This window comes from Microbacterium sp. H6 (assembly GCF_003314775.1).
In the GTDB taxonomy this organism is placed as follows: domain Bacteria; phylum Actinomycetota; class Actinomycetes; order Actinomycetales; family Microbacteriaceae; genus Microbacterium; species Microbacterium oxydans.
In genome coordinates, this window is sequence record NZ_QOAY01000167.1 from 279 (window position 1) to 19,686 (window position 19,408).

General features: G+C 68.7%; 18 protein-coding genes, 1 tRNA gene and 1 pseudogene. 7 read left to right on the forward strand and 13 right to left on the reverse strand.

Annotated features, from left to right (window positions below):
- Nucleotides 1–113: 113 nt before the first annotated feature.
- Both DSP71_RS10515 and DSP71_RS10520 read left to right on the forward strand, forming a co-directional pair.
- The gene (locus DSP71_RS10515; protein ID WP_113681056.1) at nt 114–1,136 is read left to right on the forward strand and encodes a type I glyceraldehyde-3-phosphate dehydrogenase; all 1,023 of its coding nucleotides are present in this window, start codon (nt 114–116) and stop codon (nt 1,134–1,136) included.
- Entirely contained in the window at nt 1,133–1,864 is a 732-nt protein-coding gene (locus DSP71_RS10520) for a glutamine amidotransferase (protein ID WP_113681057.1), read from the forward strand. Before DSP71_RS10515 ends, DSP71_RS10520 begins: the two co-directional genes overlap by 4 nt.
- Before the next feature lie 58 nt (nt 1,865–1,922).
- On the opposite strand, the gene DSP71_RS10525 is transcribed toward DSP71_RS10520, so the two are convergent.
- A complete protein-coding gene (locus tag DSP71_RS10525; protein ID WP_046747658.1) occupies nt 1,923–2,468 on the reverse strand; it encodes a carboxymuconolactone decarboxylase family protein in 546 nt (181 codons plus the stop codon).
- 123 nt (nt 2,469–2,591) lie between these two features.
- On the opposite strand from DSP71_RS10525, the gene DSP71_RS10530 reads away from it, so the two are divergent.
- A complete protein-coding gene (locus DSP71_RS10530; RefSeq protein ID WP_046747657.1) occupies nt 2,592–3,443 on the forward strand; it encodes an AraC family transcriptional regulator in 852 nt (283 codons plus the stop codon).
- Between the two features lie 30 nt (nt 3,444–3,473).
- Here the strand turns inward: DSP71_RS10530 and DSP71_RS10535 are convergent.
- The 3 genes from DSP71_RS10535 to DSP71_RS10545 form a co-directional block, all read right to left on the reverse strand.
- A tRNA-Cys gene (locus DSP71_RS10535) sits at nt 3,474–3,544 on the reverse strand.
- Nucleotides 3,545–3,557: 13 nt separating this feature from the next.
- Complete coding sequence (locus tag DSP71_RS10540) at nt 3,558–4,805, reverse strand: aminotransferase class I/II-fold pyridoxal phosphate-dependent enzyme (RefSeq protein WP_061015419.1); 1,248 nt, start codon at nt 4,803–4,805, stop codon at nt 3,558–3,560.
- Nucleotides 4,805–6,166 (reverse strand): aminotransferase class I/II-fold pyridoxal phosphate-dependent enzyme, encoded by a 1,362-nt coding sequence (locus DSP71_RS10545; protein WP_113681058.1) that lies wholly within the window; start codon nt 6,164–6,166, stop codon nt 4,805–4,807. Before DSP71_RS10545 ends, DSP71_RS10540 begins: the two co-directional genes overlap by 1 nt.
- Nucleotides 6,167–6,265: 99 nt before the next feature.
- Here DSP71_RS10545 and DSP71_RS10550 point away from each other — a divergent pair, with 99 nt between their 5' ends.
- Nucleotides 6,266–7,051, forward strand: coding sequence for a DNA/RNA non-specific endonuclease (locus DSP71_RS10550; RefSeq protein ID WP_113681080.1), 786 nt, complete (start codon nt 6,266–6,268; stop codon nt 7,049–7,051).
- A gap of 15 nt (nt 7,052–7,066) precedes the next feature.
- Here DSP71_RS10550 and DSP71_RS10555 read toward each other — a convergent pair whose 3' ends face one another.
- The 4 genes from DSP71_RS10555 to DSP71_RS10570 form a co-directional block, all read right to left on the reverse strand.
- Nucleotides 7,067–8,155: an alkene reductase gene (locus DSP71_RS10555; protein WP_258546371.1), complete on the reverse strand. Its 1,089-nt coding sequence runs from the start codon at nt 8,153–8,155 to the stop codon at nt 7,067–7,069.
- A gap of 63 nt (nt 8,156–8,218) precedes the next feature.
- Complete coding sequence (locus DSP71_RS10560; RefSeq protein WP_113681060.1) at nt 8,219–8,734, reverse strand: MarR family winged helix-turn-helix transcriptional regulator; 516 nt, start codon at nt 8,732–8,734, stop codon at nt 8,219–8,221.
- Between the two features lie 66 nt (nt 8,735–8,800).
- Nucleotides 8,801–9,256, reverse strand: a complete 456-nt coding sequence (locus tag DSP71_RS10565; protein WP_046747651.1) for a MarR family winged helix-turn-helix transcriptional regulator — start codon at nt 9,254–9,256, stop codon at nt 8,801–8,803.
- 1 nt (nt 9,257) lies between these two features.
- Nucleotides 9,258–11,012 carry an MDR family MFS transporter gene (locus DSP71_RS10570; protein WP_218867287.1) on the reverse strand — a complete coding sequence of 585 codons (1,755 nt, stop codon included), beginning with the start codon at nt 11,010–11,012 and terminating at the stop codon, nt 9,258–9,260.
- A gap of 93 nt (nt 11,013–11,105) precedes the next feature.
- Between DSP71_RS10570 and DSP71_RS10575 the strand changes: the two genes are divergently transcribed.
- Entirely contained in the window at nt 11,106–11,996 is an 891-nt protein-coding gene (locus DSP71_RS10575; RefSeq protein WP_231728730.1) for an alpha/beta fold hydrolase, read from the forward strand.
- A 25-nt stretch (nt 11,997–12,021) separates the two neighbouring features.
- On the opposite strand, the gene DSP71_RS10580 is transcribed toward DSP71_RS10575, so the two are convergent.
- Nucleotides 12,022–12,792, reverse strand: coding sequence for a glycosyltransferase family 2 protein (locus DSP71_RS10580; protein WP_061015414.1), 771 nt, complete (start codon nt 12,790–12,792; stop codon nt 12,022–12,024).
- Between the two features lie 85 nt (nt 12,793–12,877).
- Here DSP71_RS10580 and DSP71_RS10585 point away from each other — a divergent pair, with 85 nt between their 5' ends.
- Complete coding sequence (locus tag DSP71_RS10585; protein WP_113681061.1) at nt 12,878–13,474, forward strand: HAD family phosphatase; 597 nt, start codon at nt 12,878–12,880, stop codon at nt 13,472–13,474.
- A gap of 12 nt (nt 13,475–13,486) precedes the next feature.
- On the opposite strand, the gene DSP71_RS10590 is transcribed toward DSP71_RS10585, so the two are convergent.
- The gene (locus DSP71_RS10590; RefSeq protein ID WP_113681062.1) at nt 13,487–15,295 is read right to left on the reverse strand and encodes an oleate hydratase; all 1,809 of its coding nucleotides are present in this window, start codon (nt 15,293–15,295) and stop codon (nt 13,487–13,489) included.
- 118 nt (nt 15,296–15,413) lie between these two features.
- On the opposite strand from DSP71_RS10590, the gene DSP71_RS10595 reads away from it, so the two are divergent.
- Nucleotides 15,414–16,169: a methyltransferase domain-containing protein gene (locus DSP71_RS10595; RefSeq protein ID WP_113681063.1), complete on the forward strand. Its 756-nt coding sequence runs from the start codon at nt 15,414–15,416 to the stop codon at nt 16,167–16,169.
- Between the two features lie 29 nt (nt 16,170–16,198).
- Here the strand turns inward: DSP71_RS10595 and trpS are convergent.
- The 3 genes and pseudogenes from trpS to DSP71_RS23570 form a co-directional block, all read right to left on the reverse strand.
- Nucleotides 16,199–17,240 (reverse strand): annotated as a pseudogene (trpS, locus tag DSP71_RS10600) (tryptophan--tRNA ligase).
- 188 nt (nt 17,241–17,428) lie between these two features.
- Nucleotides 17,429–18,730, reverse strand: coding sequence for an aspartate--tRNA(Asn) ligase (gene aspS, locus DSP71_RS10605; protein WP_113681064.1), 1,302 nt, complete (start codon nt 18,728–18,730; stop codon nt 17,429–17,431).
- A gap of 77 nt (nt 18,731–18,807) precedes the next feature.
- The coding region (locus tag DSP71_RS23570; protein WP_258546372.1) for a DMT family transporter at nt 18,808–19,408 on the reverse strand (601 nt) is incomplete at its 5' end.

Genomic DNA, 19,408 nt, shown 5'->3' on the forward strand with positions numbered 1-19,408 from the left:
CAGCAGTCCGGCCGGTCCGAACTCCCAGGAATCCCCGCTGCGCACGTGTGATAATTTTGGCATAGGTCAAAGCTAGCACCGGCACGGGGGACCGCGCCGCGGAGGGGACACCAATGCCTAAGAGAATCGCCATCAACGGACTGGACCGAATCGGCCGCAATCAGCTCCGACTTCTGCTCGCGCGTCGATCGGAGCTCGACCTCGTCGCCGTGAACGACCCGCGGGGGCCACGCGCCATCGCGGATCTCCTGCGCAGCGACGGCAGCAGCGGGCCGTCGACGCGCGGCGTGCGGTACGACGACGACCACCTCTTCCTCAACGGACACGCGGTCCGCATGCTCTCCGAGCGCGATCCGCTGCGGCTGCCCTGGCGTGAGCTCGGAGTCGACATCGTCATCGAGGCGACGGCGTCCGTTGCGGGGGCCGACGACGCACGCACGCACCTGACGGCCGGCGCGAAGAAGGTGATCACGACGGTTCCGACTCCGGACGACGACGGCACCATCATGCTCGGCGTCAACGAGCACACGTACGACCCGGCCCGACACCACGTCATCTCCAGCGCGTCCTGCACGACCAACTGCCTGGCCCCGGTCGCCAAGGTCTTCCACGAGGCGTTCGGCATCGACTCCGGACTGATGACGACCATCCGTGCCGAGTCATCCGACCTCCAGGTGCCGGACGCCCCCCACGCGGACCCGCGGTCCGCGATGGGGAAGGAGGCGAAGGGCGGAAAGATCACGCCGCGCAGTGGAGGAGCCGCGTCCGCGATCGGTCGCGTCCTGCCCGATCTCGGCGACGGCCGACTCGACAGCTACACCCTGCAGGTGCCGGCCATCAGCGGTTCGATCACGCATCTCACGGTCACGGCGTCCCGACCGGTCACCGCCGATGAGGTCAGGACCGCCTACGAGACGGCCGCGGAGGGCCCGCTCAAGGGGATCCTGCGCTGCGCCGACGATGAGATCGCGGTCGCCGGCACCGTGATCGATCCGCATTCCTCGATCCTCGACGCCGGTCTGATCCGCGTGATCGGCTCGCAGGTGAAGATCTCCGCCTGGTACGACGACGAGTGGGGATACTCGCACCGTCTCACCGAGCTGACCGAGTACGTCGCAGAAGGGCTGTCCGCATGACGATTCCCGAGACGCGCGAGCGCACGGCGCTCGCGTTCCGCCACGTGCACTTCGAAGACCTCGGCATCCTCGGGCCACTCCTGCGCGAACGCGGCTTTCGCGTGGAGTACGTCGACCTCGGCACCGAGGCCATCGACATCGAACGCGTGGACGATGCCGATCTGATGATCGTGCTGGGCGGCCCGATCGGCGTGCACGACGCCGATGGGTATCCGCTCCTGCACGCCTCGAAGGAGGCCGTCGCCCATCGGCTCCGCTCCGGCAGGCCGCTGCTGGGCATATGCCTCGGAGCACAGCTGATCGCCGAGGCGCTGGGGGCGCAGGTGCACGCGACCGGTCAGGTCGAGATCGGCTACGCACCGCTCGATCTGACCGAGGACGGCCTCGATTCACCGCTGCGCGCACTCGACGGCATGCCCGTGCTGCACTGGCACGGAGACGCGTTCACGATCCCGGCCGGATCTCGCCGGCTGGCGTCCACCCCCGGGTTCCCGAACCAGGCGTTCAGCACGGGCACCGTGCTCGCCCTGCAGTTCCACCTCGAGGCCGACCACCGCGCGATCGGGAGCTGGCTGATCGGCCACGCGCACGAGCTGCATCACAACGGCATCGACCCGCGCATCATCCGCGAGGACGCCAGGGCCTACGGACCGGAACTCGAGAGGGCAGCCCGTTCCGCCATCGCGACATGGTTGGATTCCGTCGAACTGCCCGCTCCCACCGCCTGACCGCGACGACGAAGGGGCCGGGTCCCTGCGGACCCGGCCCCTTCGTCTGCGACAGCGCTCAGCTCGCGCGACGAAGAGCCACGCTCGGGAAGTCGATCGGGACGTCGAGGGCGATGTTCACGTAGTTCGTGAACAGGTTCAGCGCGACCTGGGCGATCGTCTCGACGATCTGCTCGTCGGTCCACCCCTGCGCGCGCACCGCGTCGACATCCGCCGACGACACCTGACCGCGCTCCTCCACCAGCTTGAGCGCGAACGCGAGCAGCGCCGCGGTGCGCGGGTCGTCGGACTCGCCGCTCTGCGCGGCGGTGAGGGCCTCACGGCTGAGGCCCGCCTTCTTGCCGAGGGCGGTGTGCGCGGCGAGGCAGTACTGGCAGGAGTTCCGGTCGGCGACGGCCACGGCGATCTGCTCGCCGATGGCCGGACCGAGCGAGCCGCCGCCGAAGGCGCCGAACGCCCCCCACATGCTGGTGAGAGCCGCGGGAGAGTTGGCGACGGCGCGGAACATCGCGGGTACGGCCCCGAAGGCGCCGGCGATCTGATCGAGCTGTTCCTTGACGTTTCCGGTGGCGTTGTCGCGGTCGATGAGAGGGACGTTGGGCACGGGATGCTCCTTCGATTGTCGAGTCGGCCCGGATCCGAGCCGACTCCAGTCTTTCGACAATGATCGGACGATGCGCACCATAACGTCTTGCTTTCATGACATATCGTCCCGGATACTGGGAGCGTGTCCGATATCGATCGCCTCTCTCCCCTCCTCGAGCGGTTCCGCGTGCGCACGCGGCTGTTCCACAACGGGCCGCTGTGCGGCACGACGGTGTTCCCGGCGAGCGGTGGACACGGTTTCCTGCACGTGCTGCGACGAGGCGAGATGGAGGTGACGCATCGTCGGGCCGACGGCAGCAGCGAGCGCGCGCTCATCTCACGGCCGAGCCTGCTGTTCTTCCCGCGGCCGGTCGACCACTCGTTCCTGAACGCGCCGACCGAGGAGTCCGACTTCGCCTGCGCGACTCTCGATTTCGACGGCGGCGCGACCCACCCGCTGGTCCGCACACTGCCATCGTCGATCGTGCTGCCCCTCGATGAGGTCGAGACTCTCGGCCCCGCACTCGACCTGATGTTCTCTGAGGTCGACAATGTGCGGTGCGGACGCCCGCTGGTGGCGGACCGCATGTTCGAGGTCGTGCTCATCCAGCTGCTTCGATGGATGCTCGATCACGCAGAGCAGCTCGACCTCGCACCGGGGCTCATCCCCGGCCTCGCCGACGAGCGGCTCGCCCCCGCGCTCGTCGCCATGCACGAGGAACCGGGGGAAGCGTGGAGCCTGGAGTCCCTCGCCCGCACGGCGAACATGTCGCGCAGCGCGTTCGCCGCGCGATTCAAGGAGGTGCTCGGACGCTCGCCCGGCGACTACCTCACCGAGTGGCGGCTCACGATCGCACAGGAGCAGCTGCGTGGCGGCATGTCGGTGAGCGCGGTCGCGGCGCAGCTCGGCTACGCGAGCTCCTCCGCCTTTTCTCGGGTCTTCGCCCAGCGCATCGGACACTCGCCGAGGACGTGGCTGACGCTGGCCGCCTGAGGGTGTGCGTTCCGGCGCCGGGCCGTTGAGAGGTGGAGGCAGGAATCGAACCTGCGTGCACGGTCTTGCGGACCGCGACCTGGCCACTCGGTCACTCCACCGGGTCGGACGAGCTCAGCGCTGAGGCGGTGAGTACCCGTCCAGGAAGGCACCGAGACGTCGGAGTGCATCGGTGAGCACATCGGCCTCCGGGAGGAAGGCGATGCGGAGGTGATCGGGAGTCTGCAGATTGAAGGCCCGCCCATGCACGAGGAGGATCCGCTCGGCGTCGAGGAAGTCCAGCACCAGCCGCTCGTCGTCGACGATGCCGTGCACCTCCGGGTCGAGGCGGGGGAACAGGTACAGTCCCCCGCCCGCCACCTGCACGTCCAACCCGGCAATCCCGCCGAGTGCGTCGAGTGCGGCATCCCGCTGCCGGGTGAGCCGTCCGTCCTGCGCGACCAGCTCGTCGAGCGAGGCATCATGGGTCAGCGCCGCGGTGATCGCGTGCTGCGCCGGAACGGAGGCGCACATGCGCATCGAGGCGAGCAGACGCACCCCGGAGAGGAAGGGATCGTCGGAGTGGAATCCGGTCGCGGTCATCCACGCGGCGCGATAGCCCGCGACCCGGTGCGTCTTCGAGAGTCCCGCGAAGGTGACGCAGGGCACGTCAGGAGCGACCTGTGCAGTCGAGACGTGCTCGAACCCCGGGTAGACGACGCGGTCGTAGATCTCGTCGGAGAGCAGCAGCAGGCCATGCCGCCGCGCGAGCTCGGCGATCTGCTCGAGAACCTGTCGCCCGTACACCGCGCCGGTCGGGTTGTTCGGGTTGATCACGACGATGGCCGCAGTCCGAGGACCGATCGATGCCTCCATCGCCGCGAGGTCCGGCGCCCACCCCTCGGCTTCGATGCACGGGTAGTGCACCGCCCGCCCACCGGCCAGCACCGTCGATGCCGTCCATAGCGGGTAGTCGGGACTCGGGATCAGCACCTCGTCGCCGGGCTCGAGCAACGCCTGCAGCGTGAGGCCCACGAGTTCCGAGACACCGTTGCCGACGGTGATGTCATCGATGGCAAGCGCGGGGAAGCCCGGGCGGAGGGCATAGTGCGCGCTGATCGCCTCGCGCGTCTCCGGAAGCCCCGCGGACTCGGAGTAGCCGTGCGCATGGGGCAGGGCTGAGCGGAGCGCCTCGACGATGGCCGGAGGAGCATCGAACCCGAACGGTGCCGGGTTGCCGATGTTGAGACGGAGGATGGACTCCCCGCGCTTCTCCAGCTCGGCCGCCCGGTCGGCGACCGGGCCACGCAGGTCGTACAGCACACCTTCCAGGCGCGAAGAGCGGCCGATGCGCGATTCGGCGCCCCGAGGCCGGCCGGCCATCATGCGTCCGCTCCGGACGAGTGCGACCCGCCGGCCACAGCCACGAGATCGTCCACGAGTCGCTGAGCCTCGGCATCATCGAGGGCGTGCACGGTCAGACGGAGATGCGTGGAGCCCTGCGCGCTCTCGGTGTCCAGGGCGAACTCGGAGCCGGGCCGCACGAGCCACCCGCGCGACGCGAGACGTCGACCGACCTTGGTCGCATCGTCGCGGACATCGACCCACACGTTGAGGCCACTGTCCGCCTGCGCCTGGACTCCGCGCGCATCGAGCTTCGACACGAAGGCCTCGTTCCGTCCGGCATAGTGCTCGCCCGCTGCGACGATCGACCGCTGCACCTCGTCATCGCGCAGCATCGCTGCCGCAAGCCGCTGCATCACATGACTCACCCACATCGTTCCGGGGCTGAGCCGCAACGCGAGACGTCGCGCGGTCACCGGATCGGATGCCGTGACCGCCAGGCGCATGTCCGGCCCCAGGAACTTCGACACCGAACGCACCAGCGCCCATCGCTGCTGCGTCGGCGCGATGATGCTGGCGTAGGGCGTGGGGTCGAGCAGCGAGAAGTGGTCGTCTTCGATGACCAGGACATGAGGATGGTCGGCGAGGACTTCGCGCAGCGCGAGAGCCCTGGTCGCGCTGGTGCCGACGCCCGTGGGGTTGTGCGCGCGAGGGGTGCAGACGATCGCGCGCGCACCGCTCTCGAGTGCAGCCCTCAGGCCCGCGACGGTCATGCCCTCGCGATCGACCGGGATGGCGACCGGCACATATCCGGCGAGCCGCGCCGTATGGATGCTGGAGAGGAAGCACGGATCCTCGAGGCCGACCCGGTCGCCCTGCACGAGCGTCTGCGCGAGGAGACGCTCGACGGCGTCCACCGCTCCTGCGGTGATCGACAGCCGGAACGGACGCGGGTGATCGGCGGCGATCCAGTCGGTCGCCCATTCGGCCAGGTCGGGGTCTATCACCGATTCGCCGTAGAGCACGTGCCCCGGGGTGACCGTGGCGAACGCGGCCGCGAGGTCGGGAAGACGCGCGGCATCGGGGTTGCCGCTGCCGATGTCGCGCAGCACCGAGCCCGGGGTGAACCCCTCGTCATGATTCTCCGCCGGCCCGAGCACGGTGGTCCCGGTGCGACCGCCCGTGGCGGCGATGCGCGCGGTGACCAGCGATCGATAGGCGGCCAGCACCGTGTTCCGGTTCACGCCGAGGCGGGCCGCGAGGGAACGCACGGGCGGCAGCTGATCGCCCGGAGCATAGGCCCCGCGCTCGACGAGGTCGCGCACGCTCTCGGAGATCTCCGCAGCGGTCGAGCCCACGATCGCCTCCGAGACTTCTTCACGATCGGGTGCCTGAGCCATGCTTCGACCGTAGGGGATCGTTTGACCTATGTCAAAACTCGACCCGTTGTTTTCGAGATCGAACGGGTGCGCGTCGGAGGCCCGGTGCACGATGGGACCATGAGCGACGGCTACGACGCGGAGTTCCTCGGGACGCCCCTCCCCCTCCCGCGCCCTGCGCACGACGTGCGCACACTCCCTTACCCCCGGTTCACGGTGCTGCTCGACCCTGAGCGGCGCCTGGCAGCGGTCACGGCCGTGAACATCGACGGCGCCACGTTGCAGAGCCTCCCCCGCACCGGCGACTGGCGGCTGGACGAACGCCTGCGGCCCGACGAGCAGACCGGGCCCGAGGTGTACGCCCGCAACGATCTCGACCGCGGACACCTCGTGCGCCGACGCGATCCGGGCTGGGGACCGCCCGCCCCCGCCCGCGCGGCCAGCGAAGCGACCTTCTTCTACCCGAACGCGGCTCCGCAGGCGGCCGGGTTCAACCAGTCCAAGGAGCTCTGGCTCGGCCTGGAGGATCACGTGCTCGCCTATGCGGAGAGCACCGACCAGCGGGTGTCGGTGTTCACCGCGCCGGTGCTCGAGGACAGCGACCCTCCCTACCGCGGCATCCGAGTGCCGCTCCGGTTCTGGAAGGTGGCGGCCTGGCGAGGACCGGATGGGCTCGCCGCAGCCGGCTTCGTCCTCGATCAGTCCGACCTGGTCGACACCCGCGAGGAGCAGAAAGCCGTCCCGCTGCTCGGCGGCTTCCGCACGTTCCAGGTGCCGATCATCGACATCGCCGCCCTCACCGGCGTCGACCTCGACGCACTGACCGAGGCCGACGTGCTCGCGCGACCGGGCGCCCGTGAGACGGGATGGCTGCCCCTCGACACGGCGAAGGACATCGTGCTCTGAGGCGAGCGCGCCGCCTCAGACTCCGGCGCGGACCGACTCCAGCGACGGGTAGTCGGTGTACCCCTCGGCCGTGCGACCGTAGAACAGCTCGGGGCGCGGAGGGTTGAGCTCGGCCCCCTGGGTCCAGCGCTCCACCAGGTCGGGGTTGGCGATCACGGGACGGCCGGCGGCGACGGCATCCGCCCACCCGTCGTCCACGAGGCTCTCGGCGGCATCCCTGGTCGTGTCGATCCCGAAGCCGGTGTTGACGATCAGCGGCGCACCGGCCGTGCGGCGGATGTGCTGCACGAGCTCGCCGGCGGGGTCTACGTGGAGCACGTCGACGAACGCGAGACCGAGAGGTGCGAGCCCTTCGGCGACCGCGGTGTAGGTCGCGTGGACGTCTGCGGCGTCCTCTTCCAGCACACCCTGGATGTTGTGCTGCGGCGAAAGGCGGATGCCGGTGCGATCGGCTCCGATCGCCGCAGCGACGGCCTCCGTGACCTCGATCGCGAAGCGTGCCCGGTTCGCGGGTGATCCGCCGTAGCCGTCGTCACGCGTGTTCGACACCGGAGACAGGAACTCGTGCACGAGGTACCCGTTCGCACCGTGCACCTCGACGCCGTCGAAGCCCGCGGCGATCGCGTTGCGCGCCGCCTGGGCGAACTGCTCGACGACGACGGGGATCTCCTCGAGGGTGAGCGCATGCGCGACCGGGAGATCGGCCTTGCCCTGCGGCGTGCGCGTCTGTCCGGGGGCGGCGAGCGCGCTCGGGGCCACGACGCGCGCCTCGCCCGAGATCGCGGGGTGCCCCACGCGTCCCCCGTGCATGAGCTGCATGACGATGGTTCCGCCCTCGTCGTGCACGGCGTCGGCGATCTGCTTCCATCCGTCGATCTGCGCCGGGGTGACGATGCCGGGCTGACCAGGGTACGACTTGCCCTCCGCAGCCGGCCAGGTGCCTTCGGAGATGATCAGGCCCTGCCCCGCACGCTGGCGGTAGTACTCCGCCATGGTCTCGGTCGGCACACCCTCGTCGTCTGCGCGGGTGCGCGTGAGGGGCGCCATCACGACGCGGTTGGACAGCTGCAGGGCGCCGAAGAGGGCGGGTTCGTAGAGAGTCACAGTGGGAGACAAGGCACGGGCGGAGCGCTGTATTCCCTGCGGCATCTCACCTCGCCGGCCGTCTCACCTCGCCGACGGTGCCTCTCCGCCCCCGAGCCCGGCGAGCAGGTCGGCGAAGTGGTCGAGGTCGGCCGCGGTCCAGTTGCGCAGCCGCTCTCCGATGCGTCCTTCATACTGCGAGCGGGCGAGGGCCACGCGCTCCTGGGCGAGATCGGTCGCGACGAGGACGCGAGCCCTGCGGTCGTCCGGGTCCGGCACGCTCTCGACGAGTCCCAGCTGTTCGAGCTGGCGCACCTGACGACTCACCGCGGATTTGTCGGTCTGCAGGCGCTCGATGATCGCACCAGCCGAGGTCGCCTTGCCCGTCGCGATGGAGGTGAGGACCTGATATCCCAGGGGCTGCAGATCGGGGTGGACGGTCGCCGCCGCCTCGCGCCAGCCGATGCGGATCCGCGCGAACAGACGGCCCAGCTCCTGCTCGACCCTGGTGACGGCCTGATCGAGATCTTCGTCGCCGAGCCGATCCGTCGTCGAGGCGGATGCAGGGCGATCGGCAGGGGCGTCGGGAGAGGCGCTCATGCTCGCCAGTGTACGGCGAAGCCCCGCTGTCGATCGTGACAGCGGGGCCTCGGCTCAGACTTCGCCTCAGACTTCGGCGAGCAACCGGAAGGCCTTGGACGCCGCCCGGATCTCCTCGGGAGTCAACTCGTCGATCACGGCCTGAAGGCGGGTGCCGTACTCGCGGCGGACCTCGGCCAGCGCGGTGCATGCCACGGGGGTCGCGCTCAGCACCCGGAGGCGCCCATCCCGCTCATCAGGGCGGGACTCGAGCAGCCCGAGCTCCTCCAGCATCCGCACCTGCCGGCTGATGACCGACTTGTCCATCTCGAACCGCTCCGCGATCTCGTGCGCATTCGCGGTTCCCGCCCGGTCGATGAAGGTGAGCAGCTTGTAGCCGGCCACCTGCAACTCCGGGTGGACCCGGGCCGCAGACTCCCTCCACAGCGACCGGGTCCTCGCGAAGATGAGGTTCAGATGCGCCTGGAGGTCACCGAGCGCACTGTCGACGTCCGCCGACTCCACCGCTCCGGGGGCGAGCATCTCAGCGCTCCTGGTCCCGATCTTCGCGCTCGAGCACGCGTACCGACCCGGTGGTGGGGGACGCCGACTCCGCGCCGTCGATCCGGATGGATCCGGTGGCGAGTGACGCGCCGACCTCGGCCTCGGAGACCTCGATCACCGATTCCTCGGCCTGCTCGAGCATCTGCTCCGCGGCGTTCTTCGTCGACAGCGGCTTGTTCTTGATGAACGCGATCGCGATGATGGCGATCACGGCGAGCGGAATCGCGATGATGAACGCATCCGCGATGCCGTGCCCGTATGCACCCTCGACCATCGCGCGGATGGTGTCGGGCAGCTGGCCGACCTTCGGCACGTCTCCGGAGGCGAGGTGCTTGAGCGCCTCGATCTCGGCAGGTGTCGTCGGCACGAAACCGTCGAGCGCATCGGTGATGTAGTTCGCGACGCTCGTGGACAGCAGCGACCCCATCACGGTGACGCCGATCGTGCCGGCGATCGTGCGGAAGAAGTTCACGTTCGACGACGCAGCGCCCAGCTGCTGCGGCGCAGTGTCGTTCTGCACGATCAGCGTGAGGTTCTGCATGACCATGCCGAGTCCGGCACCGAGCACGAACATGTAGACGGCGACGAGCGGGAACGGCGTGTCGTAGCGCAGGGTGGCCATCAGGCTGACGCCGATGGTGGCGAGGACCGAGCCCGTGAGCATCCAGCCCTTCCACTTGCCGAAACGGCTGACGAGCTGTCCGATGATGATCGACGCACCCATCTGGCCGATGATCATCGGGATGGTCATGAGGCCGGACTCGGTGGGCGTGGCACCGCGGGCGAGCTGGAAGTACTGCGCGAGGAACACCGAGGTGGCGAACATCGAGACGCCGATCGCGATCGAGGCGATGACCGACAGGGTGAAGGTGCGGTTGCGGAACAGCGACATCGGCACGATCGGTTCCTTGACGAAGAACTCGACCGTGATGAACGCCGCGATCGCGACCGCCGCGGTGACGATGAGCATGATGCTCGTCGAGGAGTCCCAGTCGAACTGGTTGCCGCCCATGGAGACCCAGATGAGCAGGGTCGAGACGCCGACGGCGAGCAGCACGATGCCGAAGTAGTCGATCGACACCTTGGTGTCACGCTGCGGCTTCGGCAGGTGCAGCGTGAACTGCAGCAGCACGAGGGCGAGGATCGCGAACGGCACGCCGACGAAGAAGTTGGAGCGCCAGCCCCACACGTCGGTGAGGAGTCCGCCGAGCAGCGGGCCGCCGATCGTGCCGAGGGCCATGATGCCGCCGACGACGCCCATGTACTTGCCGCGCTCGCGCGGGGAGATGATGAGCGCGACGGCGATCATCACGAGCGACATGAGGCCGCCCACGCCGATGCCCTGGATGACGCGAACGGCGATGAGCATGTTCGTGTCGGTCGAGAAGCCGGCGATCACGGTTCCGACCGTGAAGAGGATGAGGGAGATCTGGACGAGCACCTTGCGGTCCACAAGGTCGGCCAGCTTGCCCCAGATCGGGGTCGAGACGGCGGTGGCGAGAAGGCTCGCGGTGATGACCCAGGTGTACTGGGACTGGGTGCCGCCGAGGTCGGCGATGATGACGGGCATCGAGGTCGACACGACCGTGCCGGAGAGCACGGCGACGAACATGCCGACGACGAGGCCGGAGATCGCGGTGAAGACCTCGCGAGCCGAGCGTGTCTCGGAAGCGGGGATGGGGGTCTGTGTCACGGGGTAACGCTCCTGCGTAGAAAGTTGATCGAGGTCAACCATACGCCTTTAGTTGCCAAAGTGCAACTAAAGGCGTATGCGACGCTGCGGCGAGCGCACCTCCCCCGCGAACACGCCGGGGAGTACCTTGTGAGCGTGTCGACGGATTCGAGGAGTGGGCGGGCGCTCGGTGCCCCGGCAGACCTCGACGCGGCCATCGGCGACGTCGATTGGACGGTGCCACCTGCGGGCTCGCAGCGGTCGACGTTCTCCGCACCGAGCGGAGACTTGTCGGTGATCTCCCTCGGCGACCCCGCGAATCCGCGCGTGGTGCTGGTGCCGGGAGCGACGGGATCGAAGGAGGACTTCGCCCTGATGCTCCCCCTGCTGGCGGAGGCGGGGTACTTCGTGCAGTCGTTCGACCTGGCGGGGCAGTACGAGTCGCACGCCGCCGGTGCGAATGCGAGGTACACCTATGAGCTGTTCACGGGCGATCTGATCGCCTTCCTCGAGGCAGGGACTCGAGCGCACCTGCTGGGGTACTCCTTCGCCGGCACGATCGCCCAGGTCGTCGCCGTCCGCCGTCCTGACCTCGTCCGATCCCTCACCCTGCTCACCACTCCCCCCGGTTCCGGCAACGTGTTCGCGAGCATGAAGTGGCTGGGGCCGCTGGCGCCCATCGCGAGTCCTCGGCGCGGCGCTGGACTCATGATCTGGGGGATCGTGACGAACAAGAACCGCGTCCCGCCGCGGCGACTCGAGTTCGTGCGCTCACGGTTCGCCCTGACGAGCCGTCGCAGTGTCGACGAGATCGTGGGACTCATGATGGTCGCGCCCGACCTGCGCGACCGCGTGCGGGCGCTGCCCGTGCCCAAGCTCGTCGTCGCGGGCTCGCACGACCTGTGGCCCCTGGCCGCGCATGAACGGTACGCGCACGACATCGACGCGGAGTTCCGCGCGTATGCGACGGGGCACAGCCCGAGCGAGACGACGCCGCATCAGCTCACCGCCGACCTGCTCGATCTGTACTCCCGCGCGCGCGACTGACTCGCCGCACGCGTCACCGCCCGCTTCACCGGCCGACGGACGATCCACCCGATCGGTCGACCTCGCGACGCGCCTGCCGTCGAAGGCGCAACGACTCCGGCGACAGATGCAGGCGCACGGTGGGCACGACGTAGCTCAACCGCCGCCGGAGCGACGCCCAATCCTGGAACGGTCGGGCCGACACCTCGACGACGAGGTCACGGTCCCGCAGCACCGTCATCTCCGGCCGCACGTGGAACGACAGATCGAAATCATCGTGGATGTTAGTCTCCTCGCGGTGCACCTCGGCGCTCAGCGTGCGCCAGACCGCGGCGCGCATCGCCATGTTCGACCCGTAGAGCGGCGCATGCCCGAGGACGGGCGCCATGGTCGCGTACATGCCGCCGATGTAGAGGTGCTCCCCCATCCAGTGCACGAGCGGCGTCGATCCGTAGAAGCGCGGATCGCCGGTGAGGAAGTCGACGTCCGGGCGCTCACGGAACGTCCGCTCGATACGCTCCACCCAGTCAGGGTGGGGGCGGGAGTCGGCGTCGAGCCTCGCGATGATGTCGCCCGTGGCTGCGTCATAACCGGCCGCCGATGCTCGGGGTATCCCCGGGATCGGCTCGCTCACCACCCGCGCGCCGAACCTCTCGGCCACGTCGACCGTGTCATCGCTGCTGCCGTTGTCGACGATGACGATCTCGTCGGCGTGCCGGGTCTGCCGCGCGAGAGCGGCGAGACACACCTCGAGCAGCCGGGCGTCGTCGCGCACGGGGATGACCACCGAGACGGAGCGCGGGAACACGGACACCATCGTTCTCCTCCCCCTGGACCGGCGGTTTCCAGACACAGTCTCCTCTGTGGACGGCCGAGCGCGGCGATTGAGCGAGGATGGTCGGATGATCCGTGTCGTCCTGTTCGACCTCGATGGCGTGATCCGGCACTTCGACGCCAGGAACACGGCGACGATCGAGCGCCGCTACGATCTCGCCCCCGGAGACATCGAGCGCATCGCCTTCGCCCGCCCGCTGATCGACGAGGTCACGACCGGGCGGATCACCCGAGCCGAGTGGGTGCGCCGTATCGGCGCGCGGGTCGGGACGGCTGCTGCCGAAGAGTGGAGCGCGCAGCCCGCGATGATCGACGACGGCGTCCTGGAGCTGATCGACGACGTCCGGGAGACAGGAATCCGCACCGCCGTACTCACCAACGGCACGGACACGATCCCGGCCGAGATCGCGGCCCACGGCATCGCCTCCCGGTTCGACGCGGTCTTCAACTCCGCCGAGATCGGATACGCGAAGCCCGACACCCGGACGTTCCGTCACGTGCTCGACGCGCTCGACGTGAAGGCGGCCGAGGTCTTCTTCACCGACGATTCGGCGTCGAAGCTCGTCGGAGCACAAACCCTCTCGATGCACACTCATCACTACCGGGGAGTCGACGACCTGCGCGCTCGACTCGTCCAGGCGGGCGTGGACGTCACGGCCGGGTGAATCGTACGCGCCTCACTCGACGGCGTCATCCGCTCGCTCGCGCCTCGTCGTGCCGCCGTGCTCCGGGATCAGACCGAAGTCGGTCAGAAGCTCTCCCATCTGCGTGTTGTCGAGTCGGTCGAGCAGCTTGCCCTTGACGAAGTTCGGACCGGGGATGTGCACCGCTTCGCCATCGCGCAATCGTGCGGTCGCCTTCAGCAGATATCGGATGTCGTACGTCGAGTTGAACACCTCCGGCACCCCGCGCTCGATGTCGAGCAGTTCGTAGGTCGCCTCCATCGCGGTTCGCACCGAGTACTCGGTGGTGAAGATCGTGTCACGGGTGGTCTCGGCGAACTGCCCGAGGAATGCGAAGTTCACGCTGCCCTCCGGCACGACCTCCGGGCGATCTCCGGCCTTGCGCGGCAAGAAGAACGAGGTGACATACGGCATCATCACCGGCACCGTCTTCGCCCCCGACGCCGCCAGTTCCGGGATGTCTTCGACAGGAACCCCCAGATGGTATAGCCACTCCTGTGCGATCTCCTCACCCGTGCAGTCCTGCATCGGCTTCTTGACGAAGTCGCCCGGCGTCTCGACGAACAGCGCGTACACCCACACCACGATCTCGTTCGGTTTCTGCGACTTGAAATGCGGCTGCCGGTTGACCGTCCAGCTCAGCAGCCAGGAGGAGTCCTTCGCCGTGACGATGCCGCCCGTGACGACCTTGCCGGAGAACGGGTCCCGCTGGGCGATCCGCTCGATGTAGGCGGGGATGCGCTCGTCGATCGTGGTGACGGTCGCCGACTCCCACTTGGTCTTGGGGATGTCGTTGCAGAACACCTCGGGGCGCCCGAAGTCGGGCGACTTCGCGGCGACCTTCTTCCAGAAGTCCCACGCCGGAGCCGGACCGTCCTTGAGCTTCGCGGGCGTGTGCTGGTCGCCGTTGTCGGAGTTCTCGGTGAGCGAGCCGATCGTCATCAGACACAGGTCGTCGGGGCCGAGGTCGACCCCGCCCGCCTCTCCGTCGGCGATCCAGTCGATGCGCGTGGCCTGCTTGCGGTCGTCCGTGATGTCGAAGCGCACGTCGGTGACCGTGTGGTGGAAGCGGAACTTCACACCGTGATCGTCGAGGAACTTCTGCATCGGCAGCACGAGCGACTCGTACTGGTTGTACTTGGTGAACTTGAGCGCGGACAGATCCGGCAGCCCGCCGATGTGATGCATGAACCGGTGCAGATACAGCTTCATCTCCAGCGCGGAGTGCCACTCCTCGAACGCGAACATCGTGCGCCAGTACAGCCAGAAGTTGCTCGCGAGGAAGTCCTCGCCGAACACCTCGTCGATGCGCTTGCCCTCCATCTGCTCGCGCGTGGCGAGAATCACATCGATGATGTCCTTCTGCGCCTTCTCCGACAGCGTGAACAGCTTGTTCGTGTGGGCATCCTGCCCCTGCTTCTCGGTCACCCGACAGAGCGAGAAGTTCGGATCGTCCTTGTTCAGCCAGTAGAACTCGTCGAGCACGCTGGCGTCCTCGATCTCGAGAGACGGTACCGAGCGGAAAAGGTCCCAGAGGCACTCCATGTGGTCCTCGAGCTCGCGCCCGCCACGGATCACGAAGCCCTTCTCCGGATACTTGATGCCGTCGAGCGCTCCGCCGGGAAGGCCGAGTTCCTCGAGGATCGTGATCCGCTCCCCGGCGATCTGGCCGTCGCGGATCATGAAGATCGCCGCAGCCATCGCGGCGAGCCCTCCCCCGACCAGCCATACGGTCTTGTCGTCAGCACCCTCGGGCTTGCGTGGCCGCGCGAACGCCTCGTAGTTGCCGTTGCTTCGATACATGCCGATCTTCCTTCCCACCCACCGGTCGATTCGCGACCAGTAGACAGGAGCGCCGCGACGAAGGGAAGAGGAAGCCCGTCATCTCACCCGCTGAAGGCGAGGCTGGGAGAATCGACGCATGACGGAATCCTTCGAGACGCTGATCGAAGCCGGACGCACCGCAGACGTCACAGGGTGGGACTTCGCGTGGCTGGACGGACGGGCGACCGAAGAACGGCCGCCCTGGGGGTACGCCCGGTTGCTGTCCGACCGCCTCGCCGGAGCGTCGGCCTCGCTCGACATCCAGACCGGGGGCGGTGAGGTGCTCGCCGAAGCCGCGTCGTTCCCGCCTGTCGCCGCGGCGACAGAGTCGTGGCCTCCCAATGTGGACCGGGCGACGCGGCTGCTGCACCCTCGTGGCGTGGTGGTCGTCGCCGACCCCGATGAGCCGCCGCTCCCCTTCGCGGGGGAGGCCTTCGACCTGGTGACCAGCCGGCACCCCGCGACGATCTGGTGGTCGGAGATCGCCCGGGTGCTGACGCACGGCGGCACGTACTTCGCCCAGCACGTGGGTCCGGCGAGCGCGTTCGAGCTGATCGAGTTCTTCCTGGGGCCGCAGCCCGACGCGCGGCGGGGTCGTCATCCCGACGACGAGCTCTCCGCCGCAGAGGCCGCCGGTCTCCAGGTCGTCGATGTGCGCACCGCTCGCCTGCGCATCGAGATCCATGACGTCGCCGCCGTCGTCTATCTGCTGCGCAAGGTGATCTGGTGGGTGCCGGGCTTCACCGTCGACGACAATCTCGACCGGCTCCGCGATCTGCACGACCTCATCCAGGAGGGTGGACCGTTCGTCGCGCACTCGACCCGTCACCTCATCGAGGCCCGCCGCCCTTAGCGGACTTGCGCTCCGCTGCCGGCGCCGCGTCAGTACACGGTCCCCATCGCCGCACGCACCTCGTCGAGGGTGACGTCCGCGATCGCACGGGCGTGCTCGTTGCCGCGCTGCAGAACGGAGCGCACGAGGTCCCCGTCCGCCGCGAGTTCTCGCCGTCGGGCCCGCAGAGGCGCCAGGAAGTCGTTCACCGCCGTCGCGGTCAGCGCCTTCAGCTCGCCGCTGCCACCGTCTCCGACGGCAGCGGCCAGTTCCTCGGGCACGGCGCCCAGGCACAGAGCGGCCGTCGACAGCAGCGCCGAGACGCCGGGCCGACGCTCCGGGTCGAACGTGATCCGCCGCTCCTGGTCCGTCCGCGTGCGTCGGATCACGGCGACCGTCTCATCCGCGGTCATCGACAGGGCGATCGCGTTCCCGTAGCTCTTCGACATCTTCCGACCGTCCAGCCCTGGAACCTCTGGGGTCGCGGTGATCAGCGCATCCGGAACGGGGAAGATCGCCCCGTAGCGTTCGTTGAACCTCCGGGGCGATCACCCGCGTCATCTCCACGTGCGGCAGGTTGTCCTTCCCCACCGGCACCAAGTTCCCCTTGCAGAAGAGGATGTCGGCGGCCTGATGCACCGGGTAGGTCAGCAGCAACCCGCTCAGGGCGCGACCCGACGCCTCGAGCTCGGACTTGACCGTGGGGTTCCGGTGCAGTTCGGCTTCGGTGACGAGGCTGAGGAACGGCAACAGCAGCTGGTTCAGCGCAGGGATCGACGAGTGCGTGAAGATCGTCGTCCGCTCTGGATCGATCCCCGCGGCGAGGTAGTCGAGCACGGCGCCGTGCACGTTGTCGCGCACGTGCGCCGTCGTATCCCGATCGGTGATGACCTGGTAGTCGGCGAGCACGAGGAACGTCTCGACCCCGGCATCCTGCAGCCGTACCCGCTCCCGGATCGTGCCGAAGTAGTGCCCGAGGTGCAGCGCCCCGGTGGGGCGCTCCCCCGTGAGCACACGGAACCTCTCCGGATGCCGGGCCACGGCGTCGGCGACCTCCGTCGAACGGCGTGCGGTCGCGGTGAACGAATCCATCTGTCTCTCCCTGAATCGGGAGCCGCACGGAGTTCACGGGTGCTGTTCACGAACTGCCGTGCAGCCCATGAACATACGTCAACCGGCTGCTATCGCAGCCACCACCATGCAGAGCGGTTGATCGTCATGGAACAGATGCTATCGCGCACCGCGACCACGAGTTCACGGAGCGAGCCCCCGGTGACCGCTCAGGGCGTGAGCCGGTGCAGGTCGCGCGGGAACAGCGTCACCTCCCGGATGTTCGACGCCTCGATGAGCCGCGATACCCAGCGCTCCAGCCCGATCGCGAAGCCGCCGTGCGGGGGCATGCCGTGCGCGAACGCGGAGAGGTAGGAGGCGTAGGCATCGGGCGACTCACCGCGCGCCTCGATGGCGGCGACGTAGTCGGAGTGCCGGTGCAGTCGCTGTCCGCCGGTGACGAGTTCGAGCCCACGGAAGATCAGGTCGAAGCTGTTGCTCCAGCGCGGGTCGTCGGTCTGGGGGTGCGTGTAGAACGGGCGTTTGCGCATCGGGTACCCCTCGACGGCGAGCACGTCGCTGCCGTACCGCTCCCGCGCCCACTCCCCCAGCGCGCGCTCGTGCGCCGGCGCGAGGTCGGGCTCGTCTTCCGGGGCGCCGACCCGTCGAAGCGCGTCCTGGAAGTGGATCACCGGGATCTCGTCGGGGATCGCGGGGAGCGCGATGTCGAGGCGCTCGACGGCGTCGCCGCTCTCGGTGCGGATGCCGTCGATCATGCCCGCCAGCACCCGATGCAGCAGCGCGAGCACGTCGCGGTGGTCGTCGATGAAGCCCAGCTCGGCGTCGAGCGACACGTACTCGGCGAGGTGCCTCACCGTGTCGTGCGGCTCCGCACGGAACACCGGGCCTGTCTCGTAGACGCGCTCGAAGACGCCGACGAGTTGCTGCTTGAAGAACTGCGGGCTCTGCGCGAGGTACGCGGTCGAGCCGAAGTAGTCGACCGGGAACACGTTCGCCCCCGACTCCGTCACGGAGTCGACGAGCTTCGGCGTCTGGATCTCGGTGAACCCCTCGGCGTCGAGCGTGCGACGGAATCCGCGCAGGCTCGCCGCAGTCAGCTCCCACTTCGCCCGCTGCGCAGGGTGGCGCCAGGTGACGGCGGCATGGTCGAGCACGGTCGGCAGCGCCGCGTCGAGCGTGGGACGCCAGAGCTCGACGACCGGCGTGTGCGCAGGTTCGGAGAGCAGGGTGATCTCCGGCGCCGTCACCTCGATCCCGCCGGGGGCATGGGCGTTCGCGGTGGCCGTGCCTTCGATGCGCACGATCGTCTCCTCACCGGGCAGACCATCCACCGGCAGCTGTTCGGGTCGGAACACGATCTGCGCGAGCCCCGTGCGGTCGCGCAGGATCAGGAACGACACGGTGGCGAGTTCCCTGCGCCGATGAACGTGACCCAGGAGCGTGATCCGGGCACCATCGGGCATGGTGGAGAGTTCCGTGGCGAGCGTGCGGGCGGGGTCGGATGGCGACATGATTCCTCCAGGTGGCGAAAGCCCTGGAGGTGCGGGCGGGGGCTAGATCGCGGTGCCACCACACCTTCGCCGATCGCTCATCGGCCTCTCGTCGATACGCCGGACGCGCGGGAGCCGCTCGCCCCGAGAGGCCGAGGGTCGTCACTCCTCGCAGCTGCCGCCGCCAGCGTAGCATCGGGCTCCGGCTCGCTCACATCGCTCCCGCCTCGCGTCTCGCTCACCAGCACGGCCGCGACACCCGCCGCGCAGAGTCCGAATCCGAGGAGGGTGACGCCGGTGAGCGGCTCGCCGAGGAGGAGCGCCCCCGCTGCCGCGGTGGTCGGTGCGACGAGGAACAGCAGCGCGTTGAGCGCTGTGATGCCCACCCGGCGGAGCAGCCACCAGTACAGCCCGTACGCGGCGAGCGTCGGAGAGGCGGCCGCGAACCCTGCTGCCAGCCAGAACGACACCGACGCCGGAGGAACGAGAGCCCCGGACACCGCGGCGATCGGCACGAGCGCCACGGTCGTCACCGTCACGTGGATGGCCAGGGTCAGGAGGGTTCCGGTGCGCGGAGCCGAGCGCCGTTGCAGGAAGGTGCCGACGATCAGGCACGCCATCGCGAGAGCGGGCCAGACGTAAGCGGCGGGATGCGCCTCTGAATCGTCGAGCTGCGACCGCACCACCAGCAGGACACCG